26 protein-coding genes are annotated in these 23,595 nt (G+C 64.7%); 13 read left to right on the plus strand and 13 right to left on the minus strand.

The window, feature by feature from the left end:
- Nucleotides 1–8: 8 nt before the first annotated feature.
- The gene (locus VSR72_RS01555; RefSeq protein ID WP_342950643.1) at nucleotides 9–722 is read right to left on the minus strand and encodes a response regulator; all 714 of its coding nucleotides are present in this window, start codon (nucleotides 720–722) and stop codon (nucleotides 9–11) included.
- A 198-nt stretch (nucleotides 723–920) separates the two neighbouring features.
- Between VSR72_RS01555 and VSR72_RS01560 the strand changes: the two genes are divergently transcribed.
- The 4 genes from VSR72_RS01560 to VSR72_RS01575 all read left to right on the plus strand — a co-directional run bounded on the left by VSR72_RS01560 (nucleotide 921) and on the right by VSR72_RS01575 (nucleotide 5,270).
- Nucleotides 921–2,075, plus strand: a complete 1,155-nt coding sequence (locus VSR72_RS01560; protein ID WP_342950644.1) for an ABC transporter substrate-binding protein — start codon at nucleotides 921–923, stop codon at nucleotides 2,073–2,075.
- A 5-nt stretch (nucleotides 2,076–2,080) separates the two neighbouring features.
- A complete protein-coding gene (locus VSR72_RS01565; RefSeq protein ID WP_342950992.1) occupies nucleotides 2,081–3,169 on the plus strand; it encodes an iron ABC transporter permease in 1,089 nt (362 codons plus the stop codon).
- Nucleotides 3,166–3,981, plus strand: a complete 816-nt coding sequence (locus tag VSR72_RS01570; RefSeq protein ID WP_342950645.1) for an ABC transporter ATP-binding protein — start codon at nucleotides 3,166–3,168, stop codon at nucleotides 3,979–3,981. The genes VSR72_RS01565 and VSR72_RS01570 overlap by 4 nt, the downstream gene beginning before the upstream one ends.
- 149 nt (nucleotides 3,982–4,130) lie before the next feature.
- Nucleotides 4,131–5,270, plus strand: coding sequence for a porin (locus VSR72_RS01575; protein ID WP_342950646.1), 1,140 nt, complete (start codon nucleotides 4,131–4,133; stop codon nucleotides 5,268–5,270).
- A gap of 12 nt (nucleotides 5,271–5,282) precedes the next feature.
- On the opposite strand, the gene VSR72_RS01580 is transcribed toward VSR72_RS01575, so the two are convergent.
- Entirely contained in the window at nucleotides 5,283–5,774 is a 492-nt protein-coding gene (locus VSR72_RS01580) for an SET domain-containing protein (RefSeq protein WP_342950647.1), read from the minus strand.
- Nucleotides 5,775–6,068: 294 nt separating this feature from the next.
- Here VSR72_RS01580 and VSR72_RS01585 point away from each other — a divergent pair, with 294 nt between their 5' ends.
- The 3 genes from VSR72_RS01585 (at nucleotide 6,069) to VSR72_RS01595 (ending at nucleotide 7,470) form a co-directional block, all read left to right on the plus strand.
- Complete coding sequence (locus tag VSR72_RS01585) at nucleotides 6,069–6,524, plus strand: MarR family transcriptional regulator (protein ID WP_342950648.1); 456 nt, start codon at nucleotides 6,069–6,071, stop codon at nucleotides 6,522–6,524.
- 288 nt (nucleotides 6,525–6,812) lie between these two features.
- Nucleotides 6,813–7,004: a hypothetical protein gene (locus VSR72_RS01590; RefSeq protein WP_342950649.1), complete on the plus strand. Its 192-nt coding sequence runs from the start codon at nucleotides 6,813–6,815 to the stop codon at nucleotides 7,002–7,004.
- Nucleotides 7,005–7,155: 151 nt separating this feature from the next.
- On the plus strand, nucleotides 7,156–7,470 hold the full coding sequence (locus tag VSR72_RS01595) for a hypothetical protein (protein ID WP_342950650.1): 315 nt from the start codon (nucleotides 7,156–7,158) through the stop codon (nucleotides 7,468–7,470).
- A 21-nt stretch (nucleotides 7,471–7,491) separates the two neighbouring features.
- Here the strand turns inward: VSR72_RS01595 and VSR72_RS01600 are convergent, their stop codons facing one another.
- From VSR72_RS01600 to VSR72_RS01630, 7 genes are all read right to left on the minus strand, one after another.
- Nucleotides 7,492–7,899, minus strand: a complete 408-nt coding sequence (locus VSR72_RS01600; RefSeq protein ID WP_342950651.1) for a VOC family protein — start codon at nucleotides 7,897–7,899, stop codon at nucleotides 7,492–7,494.
- A 27-nt stretch (nucleotides 7,900–7,926) separates the two neighbouring features.
- The gene (locus tag VSR72_RS01605) at nucleotides 7,927–8,445 is read right to left on the minus strand and encodes an AraC family transcriptional regulator (protein ID WP_342950652.1); all 519 of its coding nucleotides are present in this window, start codon (nucleotides 8,443–8,445) and stop codon (nucleotides 7,927–7,929) included.
- Nucleotides 8,446–8,541: 96 nt separating this feature from the next.
- Nucleotides 8,542–8,907 carry a hypothetical protein gene (locus VSR72_RS01610; protein WP_342950653.1) on the minus strand — a complete coding sequence of 122 codons (366 nt, stop codon included), beginning with the start codon at nucleotides 8,905–8,907 and terminating at the stop codon, nucleotides 8,542–8,544.
- Between the two features lie 265 nt (nucleotides 8,908–9,172).
- The gene (locus VSR72_RS01615) at nucleotides 9,173–9,940 is read right to left on the minus strand and encodes an ABC transporter ATP-binding protein (protein WP_342950654.1); all 768 of its coding nucleotides are present in this window, start codon (nucleotides 9,938–9,940) and stop codon (nucleotides 9,173–9,175) included.
- 34 nt (nucleotides 9,941–9,974) lie between these two features.
- Nucleotides 9,975–10,688 (minus strand): ABC transporter permease, encoded by a 714-nt coding sequence (locus VSR72_RS01620; RefSeq protein WP_342950655.1) that lies wholly within the window; start codon nucleotides 10,686–10,688, stop codon nucleotides 9,975–9,977.
- Nucleotides 10,685–11,374: an ABC transporter permease gene (locus tag VSR72_RS01625; RefSeq protein WP_342950656.1), complete on the minus strand. Its 690-nt coding sequence runs from the start codon at nucleotides 11,372–11,374 to the stop codon at nucleotides 10,685–10,687. The genes VSR72_RS01620 and VSR72_RS01625 overlap by 4 nt, the downstream gene beginning before the upstream one ends.
- 91 nt (nucleotides 11,375–11,465) lie before the next feature.
- Nucleotides 11,466–12,224 (minus strand): ABC transporter substrate-binding protein, encoded by a 759-nt coding sequence (locus VSR72_RS01630; protein WP_342950657.1) that lies wholly within the window; start codon nucleotides 12,222–12,224, stop codon nucleotides 11,466–11,468.
- Nucleotides 12,225–12,490: 266 nt separating this feature from the next.
- Between VSR72_RS01630 and hutH the strand changes: the two genes are divergently transcribed.
- On the plus strand, nucleotides 12,491–14,029 hold the full coding sequence (hutH, locus tag VSR72_RS01635; protein ID WP_342950658.1) for a histidine ammonia-lyase: 1,539 nt from the start codon (nucleotides 12,491–12,493) through the stop codon (nucleotides 14,027–14,029).
- A gap of 56 nt (nucleotides 14,030–14,085) precedes the next feature.
- Complete coding sequence (gene hutU / locus VSR72_RS01640; RefSeq protein ID WP_342950659.1) at nucleotides 14,086–15,774, plus strand: urocanate hydratase; 1,689 nt, start codon at nucleotides 14,086–14,088, stop codon at nucleotides 15,772–15,774.
- A 53-nt stretch (nucleotides 15,775–15,827) separates the two neighbouring features.
- On the opposite strand, the gene VSR72_RS01645 is transcribed toward hutU, so the two are convergent.
- On the minus strand, nucleotides 15,828–16,484 hold the full coding sequence (locus VSR72_RS01645; protein ID WP_342950660.1) for an XRE family transcriptional regulator: 657 nt from the start codon (nucleotides 16,482–16,484) through the stop codon (nucleotides 15,828–15,830).
- 102 nt (nucleotides 16,485–16,586) lie between these two features.
- Here VSR72_RS01645 and VSR72_RS01650 point away from each other — a divergent pair, with 102 nt between their 5' ends.
- The 4 genes from VSR72_RS01650 to VSR72_RS01665 are packed head-to-tail and all read left to right on the plus strand — an operon-like array spanning nucleotide 16,587 to nucleotide 21,042.
- On the plus strand, nucleotides 16,587–17,873 hold the full coding sequence (locus tag VSR72_RS01650) for an MFS transporter (RefSeq protein WP_342950661.1): 1,287 nt from the start codon (nucleotides 16,587–16,589) through the stop codon (nucleotides 17,871–17,873).
- 26 nt (nucleotides 17,874–17,899) lie between these two features.
- Nucleotides 17,900–19,426, plus strand: coding sequence for an amidase family protein (locus VSR72_RS01655; protein WP_342950662.1), 1,527 nt, complete (start codon nucleotides 17,900–17,902; stop codon nucleotides 19,424–19,426).
- Between the two features lie 2 nt (nucleotides 19,427–19,428).
- A complete protein-coding gene (locus VSR72_RS01660) occupies nucleotides 19,429–19,782 on the plus strand; it encodes a RidA family protein (RefSeq protein WP_342950663.1) in 354 nt (117 codons plus the stop codon).
- A gap of 27 nt (nucleotides 19,783–19,809) precedes the next feature.
- The gene (locus VSR72_RS01665; RefSeq protein WP_342950664.1) at nucleotides 19,810–21,042 is read left to right on the plus strand and encodes an FAD-dependent oxidoreductase; all 1,233 of its coding nucleotides are present in this window, start codon (nucleotides 19,810–19,812) and stop codon (nucleotides 21,040–21,042) included.
- A gap of 24 nt (nucleotides 21,043–21,066) precedes the next feature.
- On the opposite strand, the gene VSR72_RS01670 is transcribed toward VSR72_RS01665, so the two are convergent.
- Genes VSR72_RS01670 through VSR72_RS01680 form a run of 3 tightly spaced genes read right to left on the minus strand, consistent with a single transcriptional unit; the run spans nucleotide 21,067 to nucleotide 23,562 of the window.
- A complete protein-coding gene (locus VSR72_RS01670; RefSeq protein ID WP_342950993.1) occupies nucleotides 21,067–21,831 on the minus strand; it encodes a MipA/OmpV family protein in 765 nt (254 codons plus the stop codon).
- Between the two features lie 23 nt (nucleotides 21,832–21,854).
- Nucleotides 21,855–22,769: an alpha/beta fold hydrolase gene (locus tag VSR72_RS01675; protein ID WP_342950994.1), complete on the minus strand. Its 915-nt coding sequence runs from the start codon at nucleotides 22,767–22,769 to the stop codon at nucleotides 21,855–21,857.
- Between the two features lie 16 nt (nucleotides 22,770–22,785).
- Entirely contained in the window at nucleotides 22,786–23,562 is a 777-nt protein-coding gene (locus tag VSR72_RS01680; RefSeq protein ID WP_342950665.1) for a DUF4118 domain-containing protein, read from the minus strand.
- Nucleotides 23,563–23,595: the final 33 nt, after the last annotated feature.

Below are 23,595 nucleotides of genomic sequence, written 5' to 3' on the forward strand. Positions count from 1 at the left end.
GACCCGCCTCACGCTTCGTACCCGACTTCGGCCACGAGCATATAGCCCTCGTTGCGCACGGTGCGAATGAGCGTGGCCTCGCGCGCCGAATCCTTGAGCTGCTGCCGCAGCCGGCTCACGCATACGTCGATGGCGCGGTCGAGCGGCGTCAGGCTCTTGCTGAACACCTGGTCGAGCAGAAACTCGCGCGAAAGCGGGCGGTTCGGATGATCGAGCAGGGTGCGCAGCGTGCGGTAGTCCGAGCCGCCGAGCGAAACGACCACGCCGTCGGGCGAACGCATCTGCTTCATGCGCGTGTCGAGGCGCCAGCCGGCGAAGGTGATGAACGCGTTCGCGTCGGCGGGTCGCGTGCCGGGCACCGCGCGCGTGCGGCGCAGGACAACCTTGATCTTGGCGAGCAGCTCGCGTGGATCGAAAGGCTTGGGCAGATAGTCGTCGGCGCCCATTTCGAGGCCGAGGATGCGGTCGAGCAGCCCGCCGCGCGCCGAAAGAATGATGACCGGCGTGTCGTGAACCCGCCGCAGCTCGCGCGTGAGGTCGAGTCCGTCTTCGCCGTCGAGCATGAGGTCGAGCACGATCAGGTCGACCTGGTGGGTGGCGAGTATCTGCTTCATCTGCGCGCCGTTGGTGGCGGCGCTCGCCTGGTAGCCCATCTCGCGCAGGTAGTCGCGCAGCAGTTGCCGGATGTTGGCGTCGTCGTCGACGACCAGTATGTGATCCATCTTTTTTCTCTTGCTGCCGCGGGCCTTAAGCCGCGCCAACACATTCCATTACAAAACGGCCGGTTTCAACACATCGCCATTACAAGCGGCCGTTAAAGTTGCACCCGCAAATAGCAATCGTTCGCATTTACTGAATATATCATGTTGACCTTTCGATTGATCCCCGGCTTGACCAACGCGGCGCAGCGGGGCGCCGTCATGGCTGCGACCGCTGCCGCCATCGCCTTGAGCGGCAGCGCGGTTGCGCAAGCCGCCACGCCAGCAGCCGCCACGCAAACCGCTCAGGCGCCGCTCGTCGTGACCGACCTCGCGGGCCGCACGATCAAGGTGCCCGCCGAGCCGCATCGCATCCTGCTTGGCGAAAGCCGCCTGCTTTCGGCGGTCGCGCTGCTCGAGGGCCAGAAGCCGCTCGCGCGCATCGTGGGCTGGCAGGGCGACCTGCCGACCATGGATCCGCAGACTTACGACGCCTACGCGCAACGCTTCCCGGAAATCCGCCAGATTCCGCTGATCGGCAAGGCGACTGAGGACAGCATCAGCGACGAGAAGGCGCTCGCGCTCAAGCCCGACGTGGCGATCTTCAGCGTGGCGGGCCATGGCCCGAGCCGCTACAACGCGCTCGTGAAGCAGCTCGAAGCGACCGGCACGACCGTGGTGTTCGTCGACTTCCGCGTGCACCCCATGCAGAACACGCTGCCGAGCATCAAGCTGCTCGGCGAGGTGCTGCATCGCGAGAAGGAAGCCGATGCCTACATCCAGTTCTACCAGCAGCATCTCGCGCGCGTGCAGCAAGTGGTGAACGCGATTCCCGAGTCGCAGCGCCCGAAGGTGTTCGTGGACATGCTGGCGGGCGTGTGGGATGCCGGCTGCTGCCACACGGCGGGCAAGGGCAATTTCGGCGAATTCGTGGATGCCGCGGGCGGCCGCAACATCGCGGCGGGCCTGTTGCCCGGCGTGCTCGGCGACATCAGCATGGAGCAGGTGATCGCCGCGCAGCCCGATGTGTATATCGCCACGGGCAGCCGCACGAAGCCCGGCCTCGCTTCGTTGCGCGTAGGCGCGCTCACGAGCGAGCACGACGCCGACGCGAGCCTCGCGCAACTGGCCGCGCGCCCAGGCTTTAACGCCATCAAGGCGATTCACGATGGCCGCGTGCATGGCATCTCGCACAACTATTACGACTCGCCGTACAACATCGTCGCGATCGAGGCGTTTGCGAAGTGGTTCTATCCGCAGCAGTTCAGCACGCTCGATGTGCATGCGACCGAGCGCGAGCTGTATCGCCGCTTCCTCGCGATTCCCGATACGGGCACGGAGTGGGTCGATGCGCCAGCGCAGCAGGCCGCGCGATGAATGGCATGCGCCTCGCCGCAGAGGCCGCGCAGCCGGCGGACGCGACGCCCGATGCAACGCTGCAGATGCGCGCCTACGCGCGCCTCACGCGGCGCCGCGCGCTGTGCCTCGTCGCGGTCGCGTTGCTGATCGTCGCCTCACTGCTGTTCGACCTCAGCTCGGGCCCTTCGGGCCTGCCCATTGCGACTTTGCTGCGCACGATCTTCGTGCCCGCATCTGCCGACCCCGCCAATAGCGTGATCGTCTGGCAGATCCGCTTGCCGTATGCGGTCATGGCACTCGTGGTCGGCGCCTCGCTCGGCATTTCGGGCGCGGAGATGCAGACGATCCTCAACAATCCGCTCGCGAGCCCCTATACGCTGGGCGTTTCGGCGGCGGCGGCTTTCGGCGCGTCGCTCGCCATCGTGCTCGACGTGGCGATTCCAGGCGTCGCGCAAACGTGGATCGTCTCGGCCAACGCATTCGTGTTCGCGTTCGCCTCGGCGCTGCTGCTCGATTTCGTCGCGCGCTGGCGCGGCATGAGCACGGCGGGCGTCGTGCTCATGGGCATCGCGCTCGTGTTCTCGTTTCATGCGCTCGTCGAGCTGATGCAGTTCATCGCTTCCGCCGACGCGCTGCAAGGCCTCGTGTTCTGGACGCTCGGTTCGCTCGCTCGCGCCGACTGGCCGAAGATCGGCGTGCTCACGGCAGCGCTCGCGCTGGCCCTGCCGTTTTCGATGCGCAACGCGTGGACGCTCACCGCGCTGCGCCTGGGCGAAGAGCGCGCGGCGAGCTTCGGCATCGACGTGCGGCGCCTGCGCCTGGGCACGCTGCTGCGCGTGTCGGCGCTTTCGGCGCTGGCCGTGTCGTTCGTCGGGACCATCGGCTTTGTCGGGCTGATTGCGCCGCATATCGCGCGCACGCTGTTCGGCGAGGATCATCGCTTCTACCTGCCGGGCAGCCTGCTGCTCGGCGCGCTGATGCTCTCGCTCGCCTCCATCGCCTCGAAGCTGCTCGTGCCTGGCGTGCTCATTCCCGTGGGGATCGTCACGGCGCTCGTGGGCATTCCGCTCTTTCTCGGCATCGTCGTGCGCTCGCAGGGGATGTCGCAATGAGCGGACTGTCGATTCACGCGCTTTCGGTGCGCTACGGCAAGCGCGAAGTGCTGAGCGAATTGAGCGCCGGGCCGCTCGCGCGCGGCGAGATCACGGCGCTGCTCGGGCCGAACGGCAGCGGCAAATCCACCTTGCTGCGCACGCTGGCGGGCCTGAACGCGCCACATAGCGGGTCGCTTTCGCTCGATGGCGCGCCGCTCAAGCTCACCGTTTCTGGCGCGCGTTCGCATAGCGTGGTGTATCTGCCGCAGGCGTTGCCGGCCGGCGTGCGCCTGGGCGTGCTGGAGTCGGTCGTGGTGGCCGCGCGTGCGGGACGCGATCCGGCATTGCAGCGCGGCGCATCTTCCACCCAAATCGCGCACGCGCATGCGGTGCTCGAGCGGCTTGGCATTGCCGCGCTCGCGGGCCGCTCGCTCGACGAACTCTCGGGCGGGCAGCGCCAGTTGGTGGGGATTGCCCAGGCGCTGGTGCGCGATCCGCAGGTGCTGCTGCTCGACGAGCCGTGCTCCGCGCTCGACCTCAATCATCAGTTCCAGGTGATGCAGGTGCTGCGCGACGTGACTCGCGAGCGCGCGATCGTCACCGTGGTTGTGCTCCACGACATCAACGCGGCCGTGCGTTCGTGCGACCGCGCGATGCTGCTGCACCGGGGGCGCATTGCGCGCCTTGGCGCACCGGCCGAGGTCGTCACGGCCGAAAGCCTCGCTGAAGTATTCAGCGTTCGCGCGCGCATCGAGCCGTGCTCGCGCGGACAGCTTCAAGTTCTGATCGACGGTCTCGCCGGTCAACAGGGCATCGCCAACTGCCGCTAGCGCAGCGTAGCCAGCCCGTTCTATCCGCCGTTTCAGCGCGTGTCTTCACGACACCGGACCGCATTCGCCCAGCGCGAATGCGGGGCCGGTTTGCGCGCTGCGCGGCGCAAGCCTCAAGTCAAACTCGTGACAACTCGAAGGAAAAAACAATGAAAAAGACGCTCGTCGCCGCTGCCTTGACCGCGGCCTATGCATGCGGGGCCCACGCGCAAAGCAGTGTGACGCTGTACGGCGTGATCGACGCCGGTCTCTCGTACAACAGCAACGCTGGCGGCCATAGCCTCTTCGCGGCCGGCAGCGGCAACGTTACGGGCAGTCACTGGGGCGTGACCGGCAGCGAAGACCTGGGCGGCGGCACGCGGGCCATCTTCCGTCTTGAGAGCGGCTTTAGCGTCACGAACGGCACGCTGCGCCAGGGCGGCCGCATGTTCGGCTACCAGGCGTACGCGGGACTCGAAAACAATCGCTACGGCGCGCTCACGCTGGGCCGCCAGTATGACTCCGTGGTCGACTATCTCGCGCCGCTCAGCTTCACGGGGCGTCATCCGGGCGGCAACAATCTCTCGGCTCACCCGTACGACAACGACAACCTCAACAACTCGTTCCGCGTGAACAACGCGGTCAAGTACGCGAGCGCGAACTACGGCGGCGCGAAGTTTGGCGCGCTCTACGGCTTCTCGAACGAAGCGGGCGGCTTTGCTGACAATCGCCTCTATAGTTTCGGCGCGTCGTACGATTTCGGCGGATTCGAGTTCGGCGCGGGCTACCTGCAGGCGAACAACGGCGGCAGCAGCAACACGAACGGCGCGCTCACGCTCACCGACCGAACCTTCATCGCGGCCCAGCAGCGCACCTATGGCGCGGGCGTGAACTACGTCACACGCAATGCGCGCTTCGGCTTTGTGTGGACCCGCTCGCAACTGGGCGGCCTCGACACGATCAATGGCGCGAACAGCCTCGGCCTCGTGCAGAACGGGCAGGGTGCGAGCTTCAGCAACTACGAGGTGAACGCGAGCTATATGTTCACGCCGCAATTCAGTCTGAACGGCGCGTACACGTACACGCAGGGCGCGCTTTCGAGTTCAGGCGGCGAGTATCACCCGCGCTGGCACGAGGTCTCGGTGCAGGCCGACTACTTCCTGTCGAAGCGCACCGACGTCTATGCGCAGGCAAGCTACCAGCACATCAGCGCGGATGGGTCGGGTCTGGGTGCGGATATCAGCGGGCAGTCGCCTTCGTCGACGAATCAGCAGACGGTTGTCGCGATCGGCATGCGGCACCGGTTTTGATCGACGTGAAGCCTAAAGCAGGCTCATCACGCTGACGATGCTAACGCCGGCGTCCGGGCTGACACCGGCGCCGGCGAGCATCGTCCCGCGGCACGCCAGCGCGCCGCAGCGGCAGGTGTATTCGCGCATGCTGTCTTCGCAGGCGTCGTCGGGCAGTTCGAGCGCGTAGTCGATGAAGAGCTCTTCGCCTGGCAGAATGTCGCGGCACGCGTCGATGAATACGTGGCCGTTAATTTCGATGGTCTCGCAGTTCGCCTGGCACGCGTGATTGAGCCAGCGCGCCCAGTTGCCGCCCTGGCCGCCGTCGATCACGCGGCCATCGGAAAGGCCGAAGAGAAACGTATGCGCGCCGTCTTCACGCAGACGATAACGCCGGGCCGCGCTGCGCCAGCTCATGATCTTGCCTTTGTATTCGAAGATGCGCTCGCCGGCCCGCAGGTGCCGCAACGCATAGACGCCTTTTCCGTGCACCGGCGAGTGCCGGACAGTCATTCGTTTGCTCATGGCCATCTTCGCGCGCGTTGAACGCGTGCAGTATAAGCGGCCAGGATCAAAGCGAGTGATGAAATTGCGTATGCGCGAGGACACCGGGTATGGCGCCTTCGCACGGTGCACGCACCTTAATGATGCGCACAGTGCGCCGGCGCACGGCAGTTGCCGCATAGTTGCTCCAAAGTGACCCAGCGGTCGCCTCGCAGTCCCCTCGTGGTTCCCGCACGGTTGACCTCGCGGGCGGGATCGGTGCAACATACGCGGGTTTCTTTGCCGGGTTTCCGGATCCAATTCTCGAGTGGGCATATGGCAAGCACGAATGAGCCAGGCGCAGACGCCTCGCTGACTTATCGGCTGAAGGCATTGACCAAGATCGCCGATCGCATGAGCAGTGAGATGTCGCGCGACAAGCTGGGTGTACCGTATCCGGAGGCGAGCATCATCGCCGCGATCGGCACGTTCGGCCCGCAAACCGTGATGGACATCTCGCGGCGCGCCAACCTCGACAAGAGCCAGGCGAGCCGCACGGTCGAAGCCATGCTCCTGAAAGAGATCCTCGCGCGCACGGGCAACGACAAGGACGGGCGCAGCGTCATCATTTCGCTCACCGCCGAAGGCCGCAAGATTTTCAAAAAGATCGGCCCGACATTGGACAAGCGCGACAGCGACCTTTACCACGGGCTGAACGAGGCCGAGCGCGTGGCGCTGCGCTTTCTGCTCGACAAGGTCCTCGCGTCACACGGCTGGGACGCCACGCCCTGACCGCCGCCTTCGTGCGTGCCGGGTCTTCAGGCACTCAAATGGTCATTGAATTGTCATCTTGTGCCGCCGCGAGACGCCATGCCGTTTCGTGGCGGGCCCGGCCTGGCCGGGCCCGGCTGGGCCTGGCGTTAACGCCCGGTGGCGCCGAAGCCTAAAAGAATGGCATTTGAAGCGAAAAGCGCTTCGCTGGATTGCCGTATCGTTCGCTCACATCGAAAAGCATGCCGATCACGCCGCGCAAACCGCCGGCAGCTGCATGCGGGTCTAAATTCTTTGGAGCGGGACGAAATGAAAGACATCATCGCGGAAAGCCACGAGACGAGCACCGAGGATCGCGCGACGGGCGCTGCGCCGCGTAGCGGCGCAGAACGCGCAAGCCGCAGCGCGGCGGCGCGTTCGCCGTCGAACTGGGCGTGGGCGACGCCGACCAGCCAGTACGACTGGATGGACGGCCACGCGCCGTTCGCTGCGCACGAATAGCGCAAACGTGTCAATGATCTGAAGACGGGTGCGCTCCATTAAGCGCTCGCTTGCGACAGGATGTCGCCAGCGAACGGGTCGCTTCGGCACTATAGTTGATTTGTCATCGAACTGAAAGCCAGCAGCAGGCAGCGCCTAAATGGAGGCAACAATGTTCAAGAACATCAGTGAAACGTATCTGGACCTGATTGGCGATCGTACGCGCGTGCAAACCTCGCGGGTCACGCAGACGCTATTCATGAAGGACCGGCTGGGCAGCCAGCTTCTGGTGATTACCCAGCAGGGCAAGCCACAGGCCGTGTTTCCGGCAACGGATCGCAATATCGAGGTGATCCTGTGCGCGGGCCTGCGCATACACGAATACGTCATGCTCGACGGCGAGATCGACTATCAGGAAATCGCCGAAAGCCGGGAGCATTTCGAAGACGCGGCCGAATGCGTCGCCTTCAGCGCCGCGCGTGCATAGCCTCTACGGCCGCCTGGGTGACTACTTAGGCGCCTGAATCATTTTCCAGCCGTTGCCGGCGGGGTCGCGAAAACCAGCGTCGACGCTGCCGTAGCGGTCGATCGGCTCCTGGGTGAATTCCACGCCCAGGCCCTTCAGGCGCTCGTAGCTGGCGCGGCAGTCCGCCACAGCCAGGACGAGCGGCGGCATCGCGCCCTTGGCGACCATGGCGCGCAGCGTTTGCGCGGTGGCCTCATCGTGAACGGGCGGGCCGGGCAGGAAGAGCCCGAGCTGGAACGAGGGCTGCTCCGGGTGCTGGACCGTGAGCCAGCGGTATGCGCCATTGCGTACATCGGTATGCACACGGAATCCCAGCTTGTCGACGTAAAACTTGAGCGCCTCGTCCTGGTCGTCCACATACAGCCCCACCACATTGATACCTTGATTCATGACACCTCCCTGGTTATTGACCGTACCTCAGGGCTGCACTTTAGCTTTGCCCGCGCGCCGGCGCTTCTCCAAAACTGCTGTGGTGAGATCGGGGCGCTGCGCCGCTTTCAGCACGCAGGCGGGCACCCTGTCGATCTCGGCCAGATTGGCCCGCGCCTGATCGCGCATGGCGCTGGGGCTCGATCCGGTGACGTCGCGAAACGTGCGGCCAAAGGTGCCAAGACTCTCCCAGCCAGTGGCGAAGGCGATATCGGTAATGTCCAGATCGGTGTCGCGCAGCAGGGTGGTGGCCTGCTCGATGCGCCGCGTGAGCAGATAGCGATGCGGCGGGAGGCCGAAAGCGCGCTTGAAGGAGCGCGCGAAATGCGCTTCGGATACACCGCTCACCTCGGCCAGGCGCTTGACGGGCCAGGCCTCGTGGGAGGCGGCGTCCATGCGGTCTTTCGCGCGCAATAAACGGCGCAGCAGAGCCGGGTCCTGAAGGGCTTCGGCGTGCGCGTGGTTGACGGTGGGGGCACGGGCGTCGAGGGCTGCGCTAGCTGGCATGCGTTCGTCTGAAGTGGGCGGCATGCCGGTAGTTTAGGCCCAATCAATCGAGCGCCGACGATTGGCTTTCGATTGATTGGGCCTGCCAGGCGTCGCTCACTGCGATTCGACGAACTGGATGATCTCGCCGTTGTCGCGCTTGAGGTACAGGTCGGCGCCTTTCATGCGCACTTCGTTGCACGAATAAGGCATCTTGGTGCCCTTGCTGCAGATCTTGCCGTCTTCGGCTTTCCAGTCGCCGTGGTCGGCAAAGCCTTTGCTCGACTTGAAGTCGTAGTCGCCGTTATTGCCGTATTGCACATGCCACGTGCTGCCGTCGGCGATCTTGATGTCGAACGCCTTGCCTGAGAGGCGTTGCTGGATGTCGGCCGCACTGGGGCTCGCGGAACCGTCGGGGAAGGCCGCTGCGTCTGCAAAAGCCGTAGCGGGAATGATGAGCAGGAGGGCAAGCAGCATTTTCATGGGAGGTCTCCTGAAAAGCCGGATTACTGCCTTGCTTTGACGCGATGGAACGGCGCGGGCGTCCGGGGATAGCCTGATGCGGGGCGCGGAGGCGGGCGTTGCGCGTCGCTCCCGTTCACGCTTTCACTATAGCGCTGCCCAATTGCGCAAATGTGGCCTGGCGCACACAAGGCGTGTAACCGGAGCCCCACATCGATGCCGGCGCATCGTTCGGCATGGCCCCCCGATGCGCGGGCGGGGCGTGAAATGACGCCCCGCCACGACCTTATTTCAAGCGGCCCGCCAGGAACTGCTGCAGCCGCTCGCTGCGCGGCGCATTGAGCACCTCCTTGGGGTCGCCTTGCTCTTCGATCTTCCCCTTGTGCAGAAACACCACGTGATTCGAAACGTTGCGCGCGAAGCCCATTTCGTGCGTGACGACGATCATCGTGCGGCCTTCCTCCGCGAGCTTTTGCATGACCTTGAGCACTTCGCCCACGAGTTCGGGGTCGAGCGCGGAGGTGGGCTCGTCGAACAGCATCACTTCGGGCTCCATGGCGAGTGCGCGCGCAATCGCCACGCGCTGCTGCTGGCCGCCGGAAAGGTGCGAGGGATACTTGTTCTCGACACCGGCTGCGAGGCCGACCTTGTCGAGGTACTTGCGCGCACGGGCCTCGGCTTCGCTGCGGCTCAGGCCGAGCACGCTAACCGGCGCCTCGATGATGTTCTCGAGCACGGTCATGTGCGCCCAGAGATTGAAGTGCTGAAAGACCATCGAAAGGCGCGTACGCATTTTCTGGAGCTGCTTCGGATCGCTCACGCGCAGCGAACCCCCGCGGTCGGCGCTCGTGCGGATTTCCTCGCCATTGAGCGTGATACGACCCGAGCAGGGCGATTCGAGAAAGTTAATGCAACGCAGGAACGTGCTCTTTCCCGAACCGCTCGACCCGATCAGGCTGATCACGTCGCCAGCCTTTGCCTTGAGCGATACGCCCTTCAAAACCTCGTTCTCGCCGAACTTCTTGTGCAGGTCGTCGACAATCAGCTTGTACATACTCGGTTCACTCCATCAGGACTGCGTGAAATTCTTAGTGGCCTTGCGGCTTCAGATAAGCCAGCACACGTGTTTCGAGGCGGCGGAAGCCCCAGATCAGGGCGAAGACGATGGACGCATAGAGCGCCGCCGCGATGCCGTACGCCTGGAACGTCATATAGGTGGCGGAATTCGCGTCGCGCGCCACTTTCAGAATGTCGGGCACGGTCGCGGTGAAAGCGAGCGTCGTCGCATGCAGCATCAGGATGACTTCGTTGCTGTACGAGGGCAGGGCGCGGCGCAGCGCGGAAGGCAGGATGATGCGCGTGTAGACCTTGGTCTTCGACATGCCATACGCCTGAGCCGCTTCGATCTCGCCATACGTGGTCTCGCGAATCGCCCCTGCGAAGATTTCGGTGGCGTAGGCGCACTCGTTCAATGCAAACGCCAGCAGCGTGCAATTCATGGCACTGCGAAAGAAGTCGCCAAGAACCGGATTCGAATGCACGAAGTGCAGGCTGTACAGGCCGGTGTAGCACAGCAGCAGTTGCACATAGAGCGGCGTGCCGCGGAACACATACGTGTAGACCCAAACCGGCCGCGAAAGCCACGGATTGCGCGACGCGCGCGCAATGGCGAGCGGCACGGCGAGCAGGAAGCCCGCCACGATCGACACGACCAGTAGCCAGAGCGTGATGGCGAGGCCGCTGATGTTGAAGCCGTCGCTGTACAGATAGTTGGGCCAGTATTGACGAAGCAGTTCGATCACAGCGCTGCCCTCCGCACACCGGTCGAATAGCGCTTTTCGAGGCGGTGCAATGCCAGATTGGAAACCGTCGTGATGGCGAGATAGACCGCGCCGGTCACGAGCGTGAAGAAGAAGAACGACTGGGTGGCCTTGCCAGCGTCCTGCGCGGCTTTCACCACGTCGGCGAGACCGATGATCGAAACGAGCGCCGTGGCCTTCACGAGCACCTGCCAGTTATTGCCGATGCCGGGCAGCGCGAAACGCATCATCTGCGGGAACAGGATGCGCGTGAACACGCGCGTGGAACTCATGCCGTAGGCGAAGCCCGCTTCGATCTGCCCGCGCGGTACGGCGAGAAACGCGCCGCGGAAGGTCTCGGTGAAATACGCGCCGTAAATGAAGCCGAGCGTGATGACGCCGGCCACGAACGGGTCGATGTCGATCTGGTCCATGCCCATCATGTCGGTCGCGTCGTTGAGCCAGATCTGGATGCTGTAGAACAGCAGCAGCATGAGCACGAGGTCGGGCACCGCGCGAATGAGCGTGGTGTACGCCGTGCCGATGCGCGAGAGCACGCGGTTGGGCGAGAGCTTGGCGGCCGCGCCCGCAAGCCCGAGCAGAAACGCGGCGCCGAGCGAGAGCACCGCGAGCTTGATGGTTTCCCACGTGCCCGCGAGGAGCAGCGGGCCGAAGCCTTGAAAGACCATGGAAATGTGTCCTTTATCGGGAAAGCTGCGCAGGAGAACTGCGCAGGGAAGCAGCGCTCCCCTTTGTTGTTGCAGGTGAAGACGGTGGTGCTTAGCCGCCGTACACGTCGAAGTCGAAATACTTCGACTCGATCTTCTTGTACGTGCCGTCCTTGATCATGTCGGCGATCGTCTTGTCGATCTTCGCCTTGAGATCGGCGTCTTCCTTGCGCAGACCGATAGCGGCGGCGCCGGTGGGGATTTCCGAACCCGCGAACGCGAAGCCCGCGCCGCGCGGCGTCTTCAGGAAGCCGAGATTGGCCTGCACTTCGTCTTGCAGTGCGGCGTCGAGGCGGCCCGACTGCAGATCCAGATAGACCTGGTCCTGGTTCTGATAGGGAATCACGTTGATGCCCTTGGGCGCCCAGTTCTGCTTCGCATAGGTTTCCTGAATCGAGCCTTGCTCGACACCCACGGTCTTGCCCTGCAGCGAAGCGATGGTCGGTTGCAGCGGCGAACCCTGCTTCGCGACGAGGCGCGTAGGCGTGTTGAAGAGCTTGGCCGAGAAGGCGATCTGCTGCTCGCGCTGCGGGGTGATCGTGAGCGCGGAAAGCGCGCCGTCGAACTTCTTGGCCTTGAGGCCCGGAATCATGCCGTCGAAGTCCTGCTCGACCCACACGCACTTTGCGTTCAGGCGGCGGCAGATTTCGTTGCCGAGGTCGATGTCGAAACCGACCAGCTTGCCATCCGTCGCCTTCGATTCGAACGGCGCGTAGCTCGCGTCGGTGCCGAAGCGGATGGTGGACCAGTCTTTCGCGTACGCGCCGCCGGCGGCAAGGGCGAGGGCGACACACAAGGCAAGTTTCTTCATGAAGTCTCCGATAAGAATGGTTGGCGTGTGCCCGGTCAGGTACGGGAGGTTCGGCTCGCCAAGTTGTCTATACAATTATCGATGTGTCGAAAAGACCGGCAATCGGTGTTATCACCTGGGGATTCCACTGTGCCGCAATCGAAAGATGGCGTAATTCAGGCGTCAGGAAGTGCGAATTCGGGTATACGTGGAGCAGATTGAACTTGTATAGACAAGCTTGGTTCGGTAATCTGATTCCACCTTGTCCAGACAACTTTGACACCGCAATGAACATCAAACTCACTCCCGGCCACCTGACCCTGCCCCAACTGCGCCAGATCGCGCGTGCCGATGAAAATGGGGGCGTGAAGCTCGAACTCGATCCGGCCAGCTTCGCGGGCATCGACGCAGGCGCACGCGCCGTTGCGGAGATCACGGCGAAGGGCGAGCCCGCCTATGGCATCAACACGGGCTTCGGGCGTCTGGCGAGCACGCATATTCCGCGTGAGCAGCTCGAACTGCTGCAGCGCAATCTGGTGCTGTCGCATGCCGTGGGCGTGGGCGAGCCGATGTCGCGTCCGGTCGTGCGCCTCTTGATGGCGCTGAAGCTGTCCAGCCTGGGCCGCGGCCATTCGGGCATCCGCCGCGAAGTGATGGACACGCTCATCACGCTGTTCAACGCCGACGTGCTGCCGGTGATTCCGGTGAAGGGTTCCGTGGGCGCCTCGGGCGACCTCGCGCCGCTCGCGCATATGTCCTGTGTGCTGCTTGGCGTGGGCGATGTGTTTGCGAAGGGCGAGCGTATGAGCGCAGTAGAAGGCTTGCGTCTCGTCGGCCTCAAGCCGCTCGCGCTGCAGGCCAAGGAAGGTCTCGCGCTGCTCAACGGCACGCAGGCTTCCACGGCGCTCGCCATCTACAACATGTTCGCAATCGAAGACCTGTATCGCACGGCGCTCGTTGCTGGCGCGCTCTGCGTGGATGCGGCAGCCGGTTCGGTGAAGCCATTCGACGCGCGCATTCACGAACTGCGCGGCCATCGCGGGCAGATCGAGGCGGCAGCGGCCTATCGCACGCTGCTCGAAGGCTCGGCGATCAACCTCTCGCACCGCGACTGCGGCAAGGTCCAGGACCCGTACTCGCTGCGCTGCCAGCCGCAGGTGATGGGCGCGTGTCTCGACCAGATGCGTCACGCAGCGCAGGTGCTGCTCATCGAAGCGAACGCGGTGTCGGACAATCCGCTGATCTTCCCGGAAACGAATGAAGTGCTGTCGGGCGGCAACTTCCACGCGGAACCGGTGGCGTTCGCCGCCGACAATCTCGCGCTGGCCGCAGCCGAAATCGGCGCACTGGCCGAGCGCCGCATCGCGCTGCTCATCGACGCGACGCTTTCGGGCCTGCCGCCTTTCCTCGTGAAGGACGGTGGCGTGAACTCGGGCTTCATGATTGCGCACGTCACCGCTGCCGCACTGGCTTCGGAAAACAAGACGCTGGCGCATCCGGCTTCGGTCGATTCGCTGCCGACTTCGGCAAACCAGGAAGACCACGTTTCGATGGCGACGTTCGCCGCGCGCAAGCTCGCCGACATCGCCGACAACACGGCCAACATCCTCGCGATCGAACTGCTCGCCGCAGCCCAGGGCGTGGACCTGCGCGCGCCGCACCACACGAGCCCGGCGCTCGCGCACGTCATGCAGTCGGTGCGCGCCGAAGTCCCGCATTACGACCTCGACCGCTACTTCGCGCCGGACATCGCCGCGATGGCAAAGCTCGTGCAGAACGGCGCGATCGCCAAGCACAGCCCGCTGACGTTCGAGTCCGAGCAATAAGCGCTAGAGCCTGAATAAAAACAGCATTCCTGAATAACATCCGAGACGAAGACGTTATGAACCACCCGAACTTCACCGATCCCCGCCTCGACCCGACCCGCACGATCCGCGCGCCGCGCGGCGCGGAGAAGGTCTGCAAGACCTGGCTGGCCGAAGCCGCCTACCGGATGATCCAGAATAATCTGGACCCGGAAGTCGCCGAGCATCCGCATGCGCTCGTGGTGTACGGCGGCATTGGCCGCGCCGCGCGCAACTGGGAGTGCTTCGACCAGATCCTCGCTTCGCTGAAGGACCTGAACGAAGACGAAACGCTGCTGATCCAGTCGGGCAAGCCCGTGGGCGTGTTCCGCACGCATGCCGACGCACCGCGCGTGCTGCTCGCGAACTCGAACCTCGTGCCGCACTGGGCCACGTGGGAACACTTCCACGAGTTGGACCGCAAGGGCCTCATGATGTACGGCCAGATGACGGCGGGCAGCTGGATCTATATCGGCTCGCAGGGCATCGTGCAGGGCACGTACGAAACGTTCTATTCGGTGGCGAACCAGCACTTCAACGGCGACCCGAAGGGCCGCTGGATTCTCACGGGCGGCCTCGGCGGTATGGGCGGCGCGCAGCCGCTCGCGGCGACGATGGCGGGCTTCTCGATGATCGCGGTGGAATGCGACGAGACGCGCATCGACTTCCGCCTGAAGACGCGCTACGTGGACCGCAAGGCCAAGACCATCGACGAGGCGCTGGCCATCATCGAGGAAGCGAAGAAGACGGGCAAGCCGGTATCCGTGGGTCTGCTCGGCAACGCAGCCGATGTGTTCGCCGAGTTCGTGAAGCGCGGCATCACGCCCGACTGCGTGACCGACCAGACGAGCGCGCACGACCCGATCAACGGCTATCTGCCGCAGGGCTGGACGGTCGAGCAATGGCGCGAAGCGCAGAAGGTTGCGCCCGAAACCATCGTGAAGGTCGCGAAGGAATCGATGGCCGAACAGGTGCGCGCGATGCTCACGCTGCAGGAACGTGGCGCGGCCACGCTCGACTACGGCAACAACATCCGCCAGATGGCGCTGGAAATGGGCGTGGAAAACGCATTCGATTTCCCGGGCTTCGTGCCCGCGTATATCCGTCCGCTGTTCTGCGAGGGCAAGGGCCCGTTCCGCTGGGTGGCGCTCTCGGGCGATCCCGAGGATATCTACAAGACGGATGCCAAGGTCAAGGAACTGATTCCCGACGATCCGCACCTGCACAACTGGCTCGACATGGCGCGTGAGCGCATTGCGTTCCAGGGCCTGCCGGCGCGGATCTGCTGGGTGGGCGTGAAGGATCGCTATCGTCTGGGCCAGGCGTTCAACGAAATGGTCAAGAATGGCGAACTGAAGGCGCCGATCGTGATCGGCCGCGACCACCTCGACACCGGCTCGGTGGCCAGCCCGAACCGCGAAACGGAATCGATGAAGGACGGCTCGGACGCGGTGAGCGACTGGCCGCTGCTCAACGCGCTGCTGAACACGGCGGGCGGTGCATCGTGGGTCTCGCTGCATCACGGTGGCGGCGTGGGCATGGGCTTCTCGCAGCACTCGGGCGTGGTGATCGTCGCGGACGGTACGCAGGCGGCGCACGAGCGTCTTGGCCGCGTGCTGCACAACGATCCGGCCACGGGCGTGATGCGCCATGCAGATGCTGGCTACGAACTCGCGCAGCAAACCGCGCGCGAGGCGGGTCTCAAGCTGCCGATGCTCGGTCGATGAGCGACGTGACGCCGCTGCTCAAAAGCGGCGGCGTCACGCTTGCGAGCGTTCGCTCAGAGCGTTTCAGGCAGTCTGTGTGAGTCGTTGTCAACGCAACAGACCAGCACCTCGGCATCCTCGGCCCCCGTGCTGAGATATACATGCCCCACGGCGCTGTCGAAGTAGAGGCTGTCGCCTGGCGTCAGCTTGAAGACAGTGCCGTTTTCAAAATGCAGTTCCAACTCCCCGCCCAGCAGGAACAGAAACTCCTCGCCACTGTGGCGGATGTAATCGGGAAACGCCTCCATCGCGCGGGCGTGGATGCGTCCGCGCATCGGCACCATGCGTTTGCCCGTGAGGTCGTTGGCGATCATGCCGTACTCGTAGTTCGGCGTGTCGTAAATCATCTGCTTGCCCGCGCGCGTGAGCGACGGCTTCATCGGGCCGACCGCCTTGCGCTTCCTGCGCCCGAAAATCGTGTCGAAGTCGACGTTCAGCGCGTGCGCCAGCGCCGCAAATTTGTCATAGGTAAGCGCAATGTCGCCGCGCTCGGCCTTCGAAATCGTCGAGACGGCGATGCCGGACAGTTCCGATAGCTGCATCAATGTCAGCCCGCGCGCCTTGCGCGCCTCGCGCAGACGCGCGCCAACGGCAGCGTGATCGATCTCCGTTGTCGCCTGCGCATGCTTGTCAGGCTCGGTTGCGGTATTTCGTGCTGCGCTCTTTGCCATAGAAGGGACGGTTCCCGGTTACGGGTTTTGTCGTATACGAGAAATGTTTTTTTCTCGTATATGATAACTCGCATCTCGACTCCCTTTTGAAGGAGCAGCGTCGTGGCCTCAATTGCACTGGGAAAAGCCGGCCTTTCGAAGGGCCAGGTCATTGCCGCCACCACGCTAGGCACGGCGCTCGAGTACTACGACTTCACGATCTACAGCTTCTTCGCGATCCAGATCGGCAAGCTGTTCTTTCCTTCCGCGTCGTCGGTCAACCAGTTCCTGCTTTCCATTGGCCTCTTCGGCGTGGGCTTCGTCGTGCGTCCGCTCGGCGGGATCGTCATCGGCGCCTATGCGGACCGCGCCGGGCGCAAGCGCGCCATGGTGCTCACCATCATGTTGATGGCGCTGAGCTGCGCGCTGATCGCCTGCGCGCCGCCGTACGCGGTGGCGGGCATCGCCGCGCCGCTCATCGTGCTTGCGGCGCGTCTGATCCAGGGCTTTGCGGCGGGCGGAGAGTTTGGCCCCGGCACCACGCTGCTCGTGGAATATGCAAGCGACAACACGCGCGCGTTCTTCGCAAGCTGGAACTTCGCGGCGACGGCGCTGGGCCTCGCGCTCGGCGCGGTGGTCGCCACGCTCGTCAATGTGCTGCTGCCCAAGGAAGCGGTCGATAGCTGGGGCTGGCGCATTCCGTTCCTCGTGGGCATCGTGGCCGCGCCGGTGGGCATGTTGATTCGCCGCCGCCTCGAAGAAACGCTGAGCGCCGCGCCTGCGCATAGCGGCCAACGCAGCGGCGCGTTGAAGGCGGCGCTCACCACGCATCTCAAGCTCACGATACTCGGCACCTTCGCCGAACTCGGCGGTTCGGTCTCCATCTACATCACGGCGTTCTTTCTGCCGAACCACGCCGTGCGCGTGTTGCATCTTTCGTCCACGGCGGCCGTCACGTCGGGCGTGGTCAGCTCGCTCGTGCTGTTCGTCGCCGCACCGCTCGTGGGCAAGCTCGCCGACCGCTACACCCGCAAGCGCGTGCTTGTGATCTCGCGTATCGTGCTGCTGCTGAGCGTGTACCCGGCGTTCGCATGGCTTTCCGCCGCGCCTTCGATGGCGCTGCTCTGCGCGGTTTCCGCTTTCCTCTCCGTGTTCGTGGCGGGGCAGGTCGTGCCGGTGCTCGTGATGATCCCCGAACTCTTCCCGCGTGAAGTGCGCGCCACCGGCATCGCGCTGACCTATGTCGTAAGCGCCTCGATCTTCGGCGGATTTTCGCCACTTGTGGCAAGCTGGATCGTTGCGCGCACAGGTAATCCGCTCGCACCCGCCTGGTATGTCGCGGCTGCCTGCGCCATTTCGCTGATCCCGCTCGTCTGGCTGCGCGACCGCACCGGCGAGTCCATCGGCTGAACATCATTTCATCAGGAAACCGAACGATGCATGACAAGACCGAGCTGGTCAGTCTGTCCGCGGTCGAATTGCGCCGCTTGATCGGCGCAAAAGCTATTTCGCCCGTTGAACTGCTCGAAGCGTGCATCGAGCGCATCGAAGCCGTCAATCCGGCCGTCAACGCAGTTACGGCGACGAGTTTCGACGTCGCGCGAGAAGCGGCCAAAGTTGCCGAGCAGGCCGTCATGGACGGCAAGCCGCTTGGCCTGTTGCACGGCCTGCCGCTTGGCGTGAAGGATCTCGAAGACACGGCAGGCCTGCTCACGACCTACGGCTCGCCGATGTCGCGCGGCCACGTGCCTTCGCGCGACGTGGTGCTCGTGGAGCGCTTGCGCGCAGCGGGCGCGATTCTCGTGGCGAAGACCAACGTGCCGGAGCTAGGCGCGGGCGCGAATACGCGCAATCCCGTGTGGGGCGCGACCGGCAATCCGTTCAACCCCGCGCTCAATGCCGGCGGCTCGTCCGGCGGCTCTGCGGCGGCGCTCGCGTGCGACATGCTGCCGGTTTGCACCGGCTCCGACACGGGCGGGTCGCTGCGCATTCCCGCCGCGAAGTGCGGGGTAGTGGGTTTTCGTCCATCACCGGGGCTCGTGCCGAACTCGCGCCGCCTGCTCGGCTGGACGCCGATCTCGGTGGTCGGGCCGATGGGGCGCGACGTCGCCGAAACGGCGCTGCAACTCGCGGCGACGGCGGGCGAATCGGCGGGCGATCCGCTGAGCTATGCCGTGAATGCCAACTCGTTCGCGTTTGCTCCGCACATCGATCCGTCGACGCTGCGCATCGGCTATACGGAGGACTTCGGCTGCTGCGACGTCGATCCGCAGATTCGCGCCGTGTTTCGCGCGCGCGTGGCGGAACTCAAGCGCATCGTTCACACCTGCGAGCCGGTGGAGTTCGATCTTGGCGACGTGCATCGCTGCTTCGACGTGATTCGCGCGGAGAGCTTCGTCGCGGGGTTGCATGCCGCCTATACGCGGGACCCGGGCGCGCTCGGTCCGAACACGCGCGCGAACTACGAAATGGGCGCAAAGATGTCGCTCTCGGACAGCGCGTGGGCGCAAGCCGAGCAAACGCGCATTTTCCAGCGCTTCCAGAGCGCCTTCGAGCGCTACGACGTGATCGTTTCTCCGACCACCCCGGTTACGCCGTTCCCGTGGACCGAGCTTTATGCCGCGCAGATCGACGGCCGCGCGCAGGAGAACTACTACCGCTGGCTAGCGCTCACTTACGTCGTCACGCTCACCACGCATCCCGCGCTCGCGCTGCCATGCGGCGTGGATCACGCAGGCATGCCGTTCGGACTCCAGATCGTAGGGCCGTTCCGCGGCGACATGAAGACGCTCGCCGTCTCGCAGGCGCTGGAAACGGCGTTTTCAGCGCATCCTGATCTGCGTCGCCCGCGCCCCGATCTCACGCGCCTCACGCAACGCAATCCGGCGCTGACGTCCATCGTCACGGCGCCTCCCATTTATAACCCAACCGGTAGCGACGCTGCCGGTCTTTCGGCGGTATGAACATGAGCAACGATATTCAAAGGCTGCAAACCAATGCGCGCATGAGCCAGGTCGTGATTGCGGGCGGCGTGGTGTATCTCTCGGGCCAGGTGCCCGATACGGCAGGCGCGCCGATCGACGTTCAGGCTACCGAAATTCTTACGCGCATCGACAAACTGCTCGCATCGGCGGGCGTGGACAAAACGCGCTTGCTGACTGCGAACGTGTGGCTGAGCGACCCGAAGCATTTCGAAGCCTTCAATGCCGTCTGGGACGCCTGGGTTGCACAAGGGCACGCGCCCACGCGCGCCTGCGTGCAGGCATTGCTGATGCGCCCGGGCCTCGACGTCGAAGTGGCCGTCACCGCGCTCGCCTGAGCGCCTTCGAGCCAGGAACATTGCGTGATGAAATTCGATTCGGTCGTGCTTGGCGGCGGTATCGTCGGCGTGTCGGTGGCCTTGCAGTTGCAGCGGCGCGGTCTTTCGGTCGCGCTCGTGGACCGCAGGGCGCCGGGCAATGAAACATCGCACGGCAACGGGGGATTGATTCAGCGCGAGGGCGTCTATCCCTACGCTTTTCCGCGCGAGCTTTCCACGCTGCTGCGCTACGCGCGCAACCGCTCGACGGACGTGCGTTATCACCCGGAGGCGATGCCGAAGCTGCTGCCGTTTCTCTATCGCTACTGGCACCATTCGCGCGCCGACCGGCACGCGCAGATCGCGCGCGCGTATTCCACGCTCATCGAGCATTGCGTGACCGAGCATCGCGCGTTGATCGAGGCTGCGGGCGCCGAGGCGCTGCTGCGCACCAACGGCTGGATGAAGGTGTTTCGCAGCGCCGCCGCGATGGACGCCACGGTGGCCGAAGCGCAACGCTGGCAGCGCGAGTACGGCGTGGGTCACGAGGCGCTGGACGCCGCGGCGCTGCGCGCTGCCGAGCCTGCGCTGAGCCACACATTGGTAGGCGGCGTGCGCTACACCGATTCCGATTCAGTTAGCGATCCGAAGGGACTGGTCACCGCCTACTCGAAGCTCTTCGAACAGCTAGGCGGCCGCGTGCTGACTGGCGATGCCGCCACGCTCGAACCGTCGTGGCGCGTCATGACGCAGGACGGCCCGGTGCTGGCGAAATCGGCTGTCATCGCCATGGGGCCGTGGTCGGGCGATCTCACGGCGCGGCTGGGCTACGCGTTGCCGCTCGCCGTAAAGCGCGGCTATCACATGCATTACGCGCTCACGGATGGCGCGAAGCTGAGCCAGCCGGTGCTCGACGCCGAAGCGGGCTTCCTGATTACGCCGATGGTGCGCGGCACTCGCCTCACGACCGGCGTCGAACTCGGCTTGCGCGATTCGCCCAAGACGCCCGTTCAGCTCGAAGCGGTCGAGCCGCTCGCGCGTGGCATTTTCCCGCTGGGCGCGCGGCTCGATGCCGAGCCGTGGCTGGGCCGCCGCCCCTGTACGCCCGACATGATGCCGATCATCGGGCCCGCGCCTAAGCACGACGACCTCTGGTTCGCGTTCGGCCACGCGCACCACGGTCTCACGCTCGGCCCGGTCACGGGGCGCCTGATCGCGGAGATGATGACGGGCGCGCCGACCGTGGTGGACCCACGGCCATTCCGCGTCGAGCGGTTTTGACGCGACTCGACCCGGCGCACGCAGTTAGAACCGGTAATTGAGCCCCGCGAAAGCCGTGATTTCGCGGCGGCTCTCGGTGATCGGGCTGTCGGCGGCATAGTGCTGAAGGCGTCCGAACGTGGCGTTCACGGAGCCGACCCAGTGCTTCGTAAAGTCGTGCGTCACATAGACCGTCATGTGCAGATCGCGAATGCCCGCGCCGGGCGCGTAGGCCGGCAAGCCGGACGCCGCGCTCTCTTGCGGCGTCACGCCAAATAGCGTGCGCGTGTAGACGCCGTTGGCCCACGTGAGCCCCGGTCCCACCGAAAAGAGCCACCCTGTGAGCGGCAGCGACACATAGAGGTCCGCCGTTGCTGTCGTGCCCTGCCCGTGGCCGCTGATGTCCTGATACATGGCCACGGCGCCCGTGAACGCCCACAGCGTGTAATCGGCGAAGAGCCGCAGCTTGGGGCCGTCGTCGACATTGCTCAGACCGTGCAGATGCGGGTCGTCCGAGACGGTGCGCGACTGGAAGTCGAAGCTCAGCGAAGCGCCCACATGGTAGTTTTGCGAGGAAATCACGTTCACGCCCAGCACGTCCGGCCCTTGCGAGAAGAAGCGGTCGCGGTACGAGATGTCGAGCGACGGGAACGGATAGAACTTCATATGCCGCGCGCCAGGATACTCAGGCGCGAAATACGCCCCGGGGCCGATCGAGATTTTCCACGGCGAGTCGGTTGTTGCGGTATTGGCGGGATCGGTATCGGCCCACGCGTGCGAGGCCAGGGTCAGCGCGGCGGCGCACGCCATCCCCTTGAATGCTATGGACTGCTTCACGTATTTTTTCTTCCCACTGCTGCCAGTTGCCGCAGGCGCCGGGCGAGCGCCTTGGAGACCACCGGTTGGCCCTGCGCATCGTTCGAACCGCGCGCGGCTTCGCTCTCGCGCAGAAACAGGGCCGTTTCGCGCGCAACGATCTCGCGTTCGTTGTCTGAGGTGATCATGTGATACGAATCGTCGAGCCAGAGCGTGCGCAGGAAGTTCGAGCCGATACGGTCGATCACGTGGCGCGGATTGCGCGGGCTCGACGTTTCGTCGTCGATCGCGTGGATCACGAGCGCGTCGTTTTCGATCGCGGCGACATCCTTGCGCGCCGCGCGCGCGAGACGCAGCGCCTGATGCAGCGCGGGCAGGGCAATGGTCGAAGGGCCGACTTCGCTGAAGTCGCTGCGCTGCATGGCGCGCGCGATCTTCTTGCGCAGCGCTTCGTTACGCACGCCGAACGGTTCGGCCTCGCGATAGCGGTAGCGGTGGCGCAGCGGCGTGAAATACGCCCAGTCGAGCAGAAAGCGATACCACGGGATCGCCCAGCCGTCGTAGGCCAGCGTGAGCGAGAGCAGGACGAGCGACTGCGCGGCGGGCCGCTCGCGAATCAGCCGCAGCGCGAGCGCGCCGCCGATCGAAAGGCCGCAGATCGAGACGCGCTCGTAGCGTGCCGCGAGGGCGTCGAATTCGCGCACGGCGTTTTCCACCCAGCGCTCCATCGGCAACTGGCCGGTGCCGGCGCTATAGCCGTCGATGACGGGCGCGCACACCGTGAAGCCGTCGCCCTGCAGATAGCGCGCGAGATAGCGCAGTTCGATCGGCGAGCTGGAAAGCCCGTGAAGCATGAGGACGGCGTGGCCGTCGCCTTCGCAGAAAAAACGCGTGGACTGCACCGCTGGCGCTTCGGTCGTCGCCAACTCCATTTCGAGCGTCGCCATGTCAGCTCTCCGTGCGCAGCACGAGAAAATCGCCCGCGTGAGTGGTGAACCGTTCGCAGTTGCAATTGGCGTGCCGGTACTCGGGCTTTTGCTGCTCGCTGCGAAGGCGCACGCGAAGATGGCCCGGCGACAGCGCGTGCGTGAGGCGCTGCACGTCGTCGGGATGCAGTGCGTCGAAGAGCGGGCCAGGTGCGACTTCGGCAGCGGCCGGCAGCGCGCGCGACATGCTCTGTCCTACGCTCGCGCGCTGGGCAGCGTTGCGCTCCAGCCCCTTGATGAGGATGAAACCCTCGTGATGCTGCGCGAGGTGACGCAGCAGGCGATGCGTCTCGTCGACGGCGCGGCGCGCCAACGCGCGTTCGTTGTCGTGACGCAGCAGCATTTCGTAGCGGGACTGCGCGACCGAGGTAATCAACTGCGCGCGAAACTGTTCGCGCCGCAGACGCTCGATCAGCGTGATCACGATCACCGTGACGAGCGGGTAGGACACCAGCAGGATCAGATCGTGGGTGTCGATGAAAGTTATGTAGTTGTAAGGAGGCACGAACATGTAGTCCGCAATGCCGAGACCGAGCACCATCACGGTCAGCGCGGGCGCGAGGCCGAGAAAGTATTCGACCAGCGAAGCGGCGATACAGAACGTCGTGCCCGGCATCATCGGGCCGAGCAGGGGGTGCAGTGCAAAGCGGATGGCACTCGCGAGTGCGAGCGCGCCAGCGGCCAGACACCACCGGCGCGGACCTCTTGGCGCCCAGAGGCGGGCGTTACGGACTTTCATGGCTTCCCGGGTCGCCCGCCTGTGGCGGGCCAT

This window comes from Paraburkholderia sp. JHI869 (assembly GCF_038900775.1).
Lineage (GTDB): Bacteria > Pseudomonadota > Gammaproteobacteria > Burkholderiales > Burkholderiaceae > Paraburkholderia.

Bases quoted from the DNA above. Each gene is read 5' to 3' on its own strand.
- VSR72_RS01595 (WP_342950650.1), top strand. From the start codon at position 7,156: ATGTTCAAGAACATCAGTGAAACGTATCTGGACCTGATTGGCGATCGT.
- VSR72_RS01610 (WP_342950653.1), bottom strand. From the start codon at position 8,907: ATGAAAATGCTGCTTGCCCTCCTGCTCATCATTCCCGCTACGGCTTTT.
- VSR72_RS01600 (WP_342950651.1), bottom strand. From the start codon at position 7,899: ATGAATCAAGGTATCAATGTGGTGGGGCTGTATGTGGACGACCAGGAC.
- VSR72_RS01580 (WP_342950647.1), bottom strand. From the start codon at position 5,774: ATGAGCAAACGAATGACTGTCCGGCACTCGCCGGTGCACGGAAAAGGC.
- VSR72_RS01670 (WP_342950993.1), bottom strand. From the start codon at position 21,831: ATGGCGTGCGCCGCCGCGCTGACCCTGGCCTCGCACGCGTGGGCCGAT.
- VSR72_RS01675 (WP_342950994.1), bottom strand. From the start codon at position 22,769: ATGGAGTTGGCGACGACCGAAGCGCCAGCGGTGCAGTCCACGCGTTTT.
- hutH (WP_342950658.1), top strand. From the start codon at position 12,491: ATGAACATCAAACTCACTCCCGGCCACCTGACCCTGCCCCAACTGCGC.
- VSR72_RS01660 (WP_342950663.1), top strand. From the start codon at position 19,429: ATGAGCAACGATATTCAAAGGCTGCAAACCAATGCGCGCATGAGCCAG.
- VSR72_RS01585 (WP_342950648.1), top strand. From the start codon at position 6,069: ATGGCAAGCACGAATGAGCCAGGCGCAGACGCCTCGCTGACTTATCGG.
- VSR72_RS01615 (WP_342950654.1), bottom strand. From the start codon at position 9,940: ATGTACAAGCTGATTGTCGACGACCTGCACAAGAAGTTCGGCGAGAAC.
- VSR72_RS01565 (WP_342950992.1), top strand. From the start codon at position 2,081: ATGCGCCTCGCCGCAGAGGCCGCGCAGCCGGCGGACGCGACGCCCGAT.
- VSR72_RS01630 (WP_342950657.1), bottom strand. From the start codon at position 12,224: ATGAAGAAACTTGCCTTGTGTGTCGCCCTCGCCCTTGCCGCCGGCGGC.
- VSR72_RS01605 (WP_342950652.1), bottom strand. From the start codon at position 8,445: ATGCCAGCTAGCGCAGCCCTCGACGCCCGTGCCCCCACCGTCAACCAC.
- VSR72_RS01645 (WP_342950660.1), bottom strand. From the start codon at position 16,484: ATGGCAAAGAGCGCAGCACGAAATACCGCAACCGAGCCTGACAAGCAT.
- VSR72_RS01555 (WP_342950643.1), bottom strand. From the start codon at position 722: ATGGATCACATACTGGTCGTCGACGACGACGCCAACATCCGGCAACTG.
- VSR72_RS01590 (WP_342950649.1), top strand. From the start codon at position 6,813: ATGAAAGACATCATCGCGGAAAGCCACGAGACGAGCACCGAGGATCGC.
- VSR72_RS01575 (WP_342950646.1), top strand. From the start codon at position 4,131: ATGAAAAAGACGCTCGTCGCCGCTGCCTTGACCGCGGCCTATGCATGC.
- VSR72_RS01655 (WP_342950662.1), top strand. From the start codon at position 17,900: ATGCATGACAAGACCGAGCTGGTCAGTCTGTCCGCGGTCGAATTGCGC.
- VSR72_RS01680 (WP_342950665.1), bottom strand. From the start codon at position 23,562: ATGAAAGTCCGTAACGCCCGCCTCTGGGCGCCAAGAGGTCCGCGCCGG.
- hutU (WP_342950659.1), top strand. From the start codon at position 14,086: ATGAACCACCCGAACTTCACCGATCCCCGCCTCGACCCGACCCGCACG.
- VSR72_RS01570 (WP_342950645.1), top strand. From the start codon at position 3,166: ATGAGCGGACTGTCGATTCACGCGCTTTCGGTGCGCTACGGCAAGCGC.
- VSR72_RS01625 (WP_342950656.1), bottom strand. From the start codon at position 11,374: ATGGTCTTTCAAGGCTTCGGCCCGCTGCTCCTCGCGGGCACGTGGGAA.
- VSR72_RS01560 (WP_342950644.1), top strand. From the start codon at position 921: ATGGCTGCGACCGCTGCCGCCATCGCCTTGAGCGGCAGCGCGGTTGCG.
- VSR72_RS01665 (WP_342950664.1), top strand. From the start codon at position 19,810: ATGAAATTCGATTCGGTCGTGCTTGGCGGCGGTATCGTCGGCGTGTCG.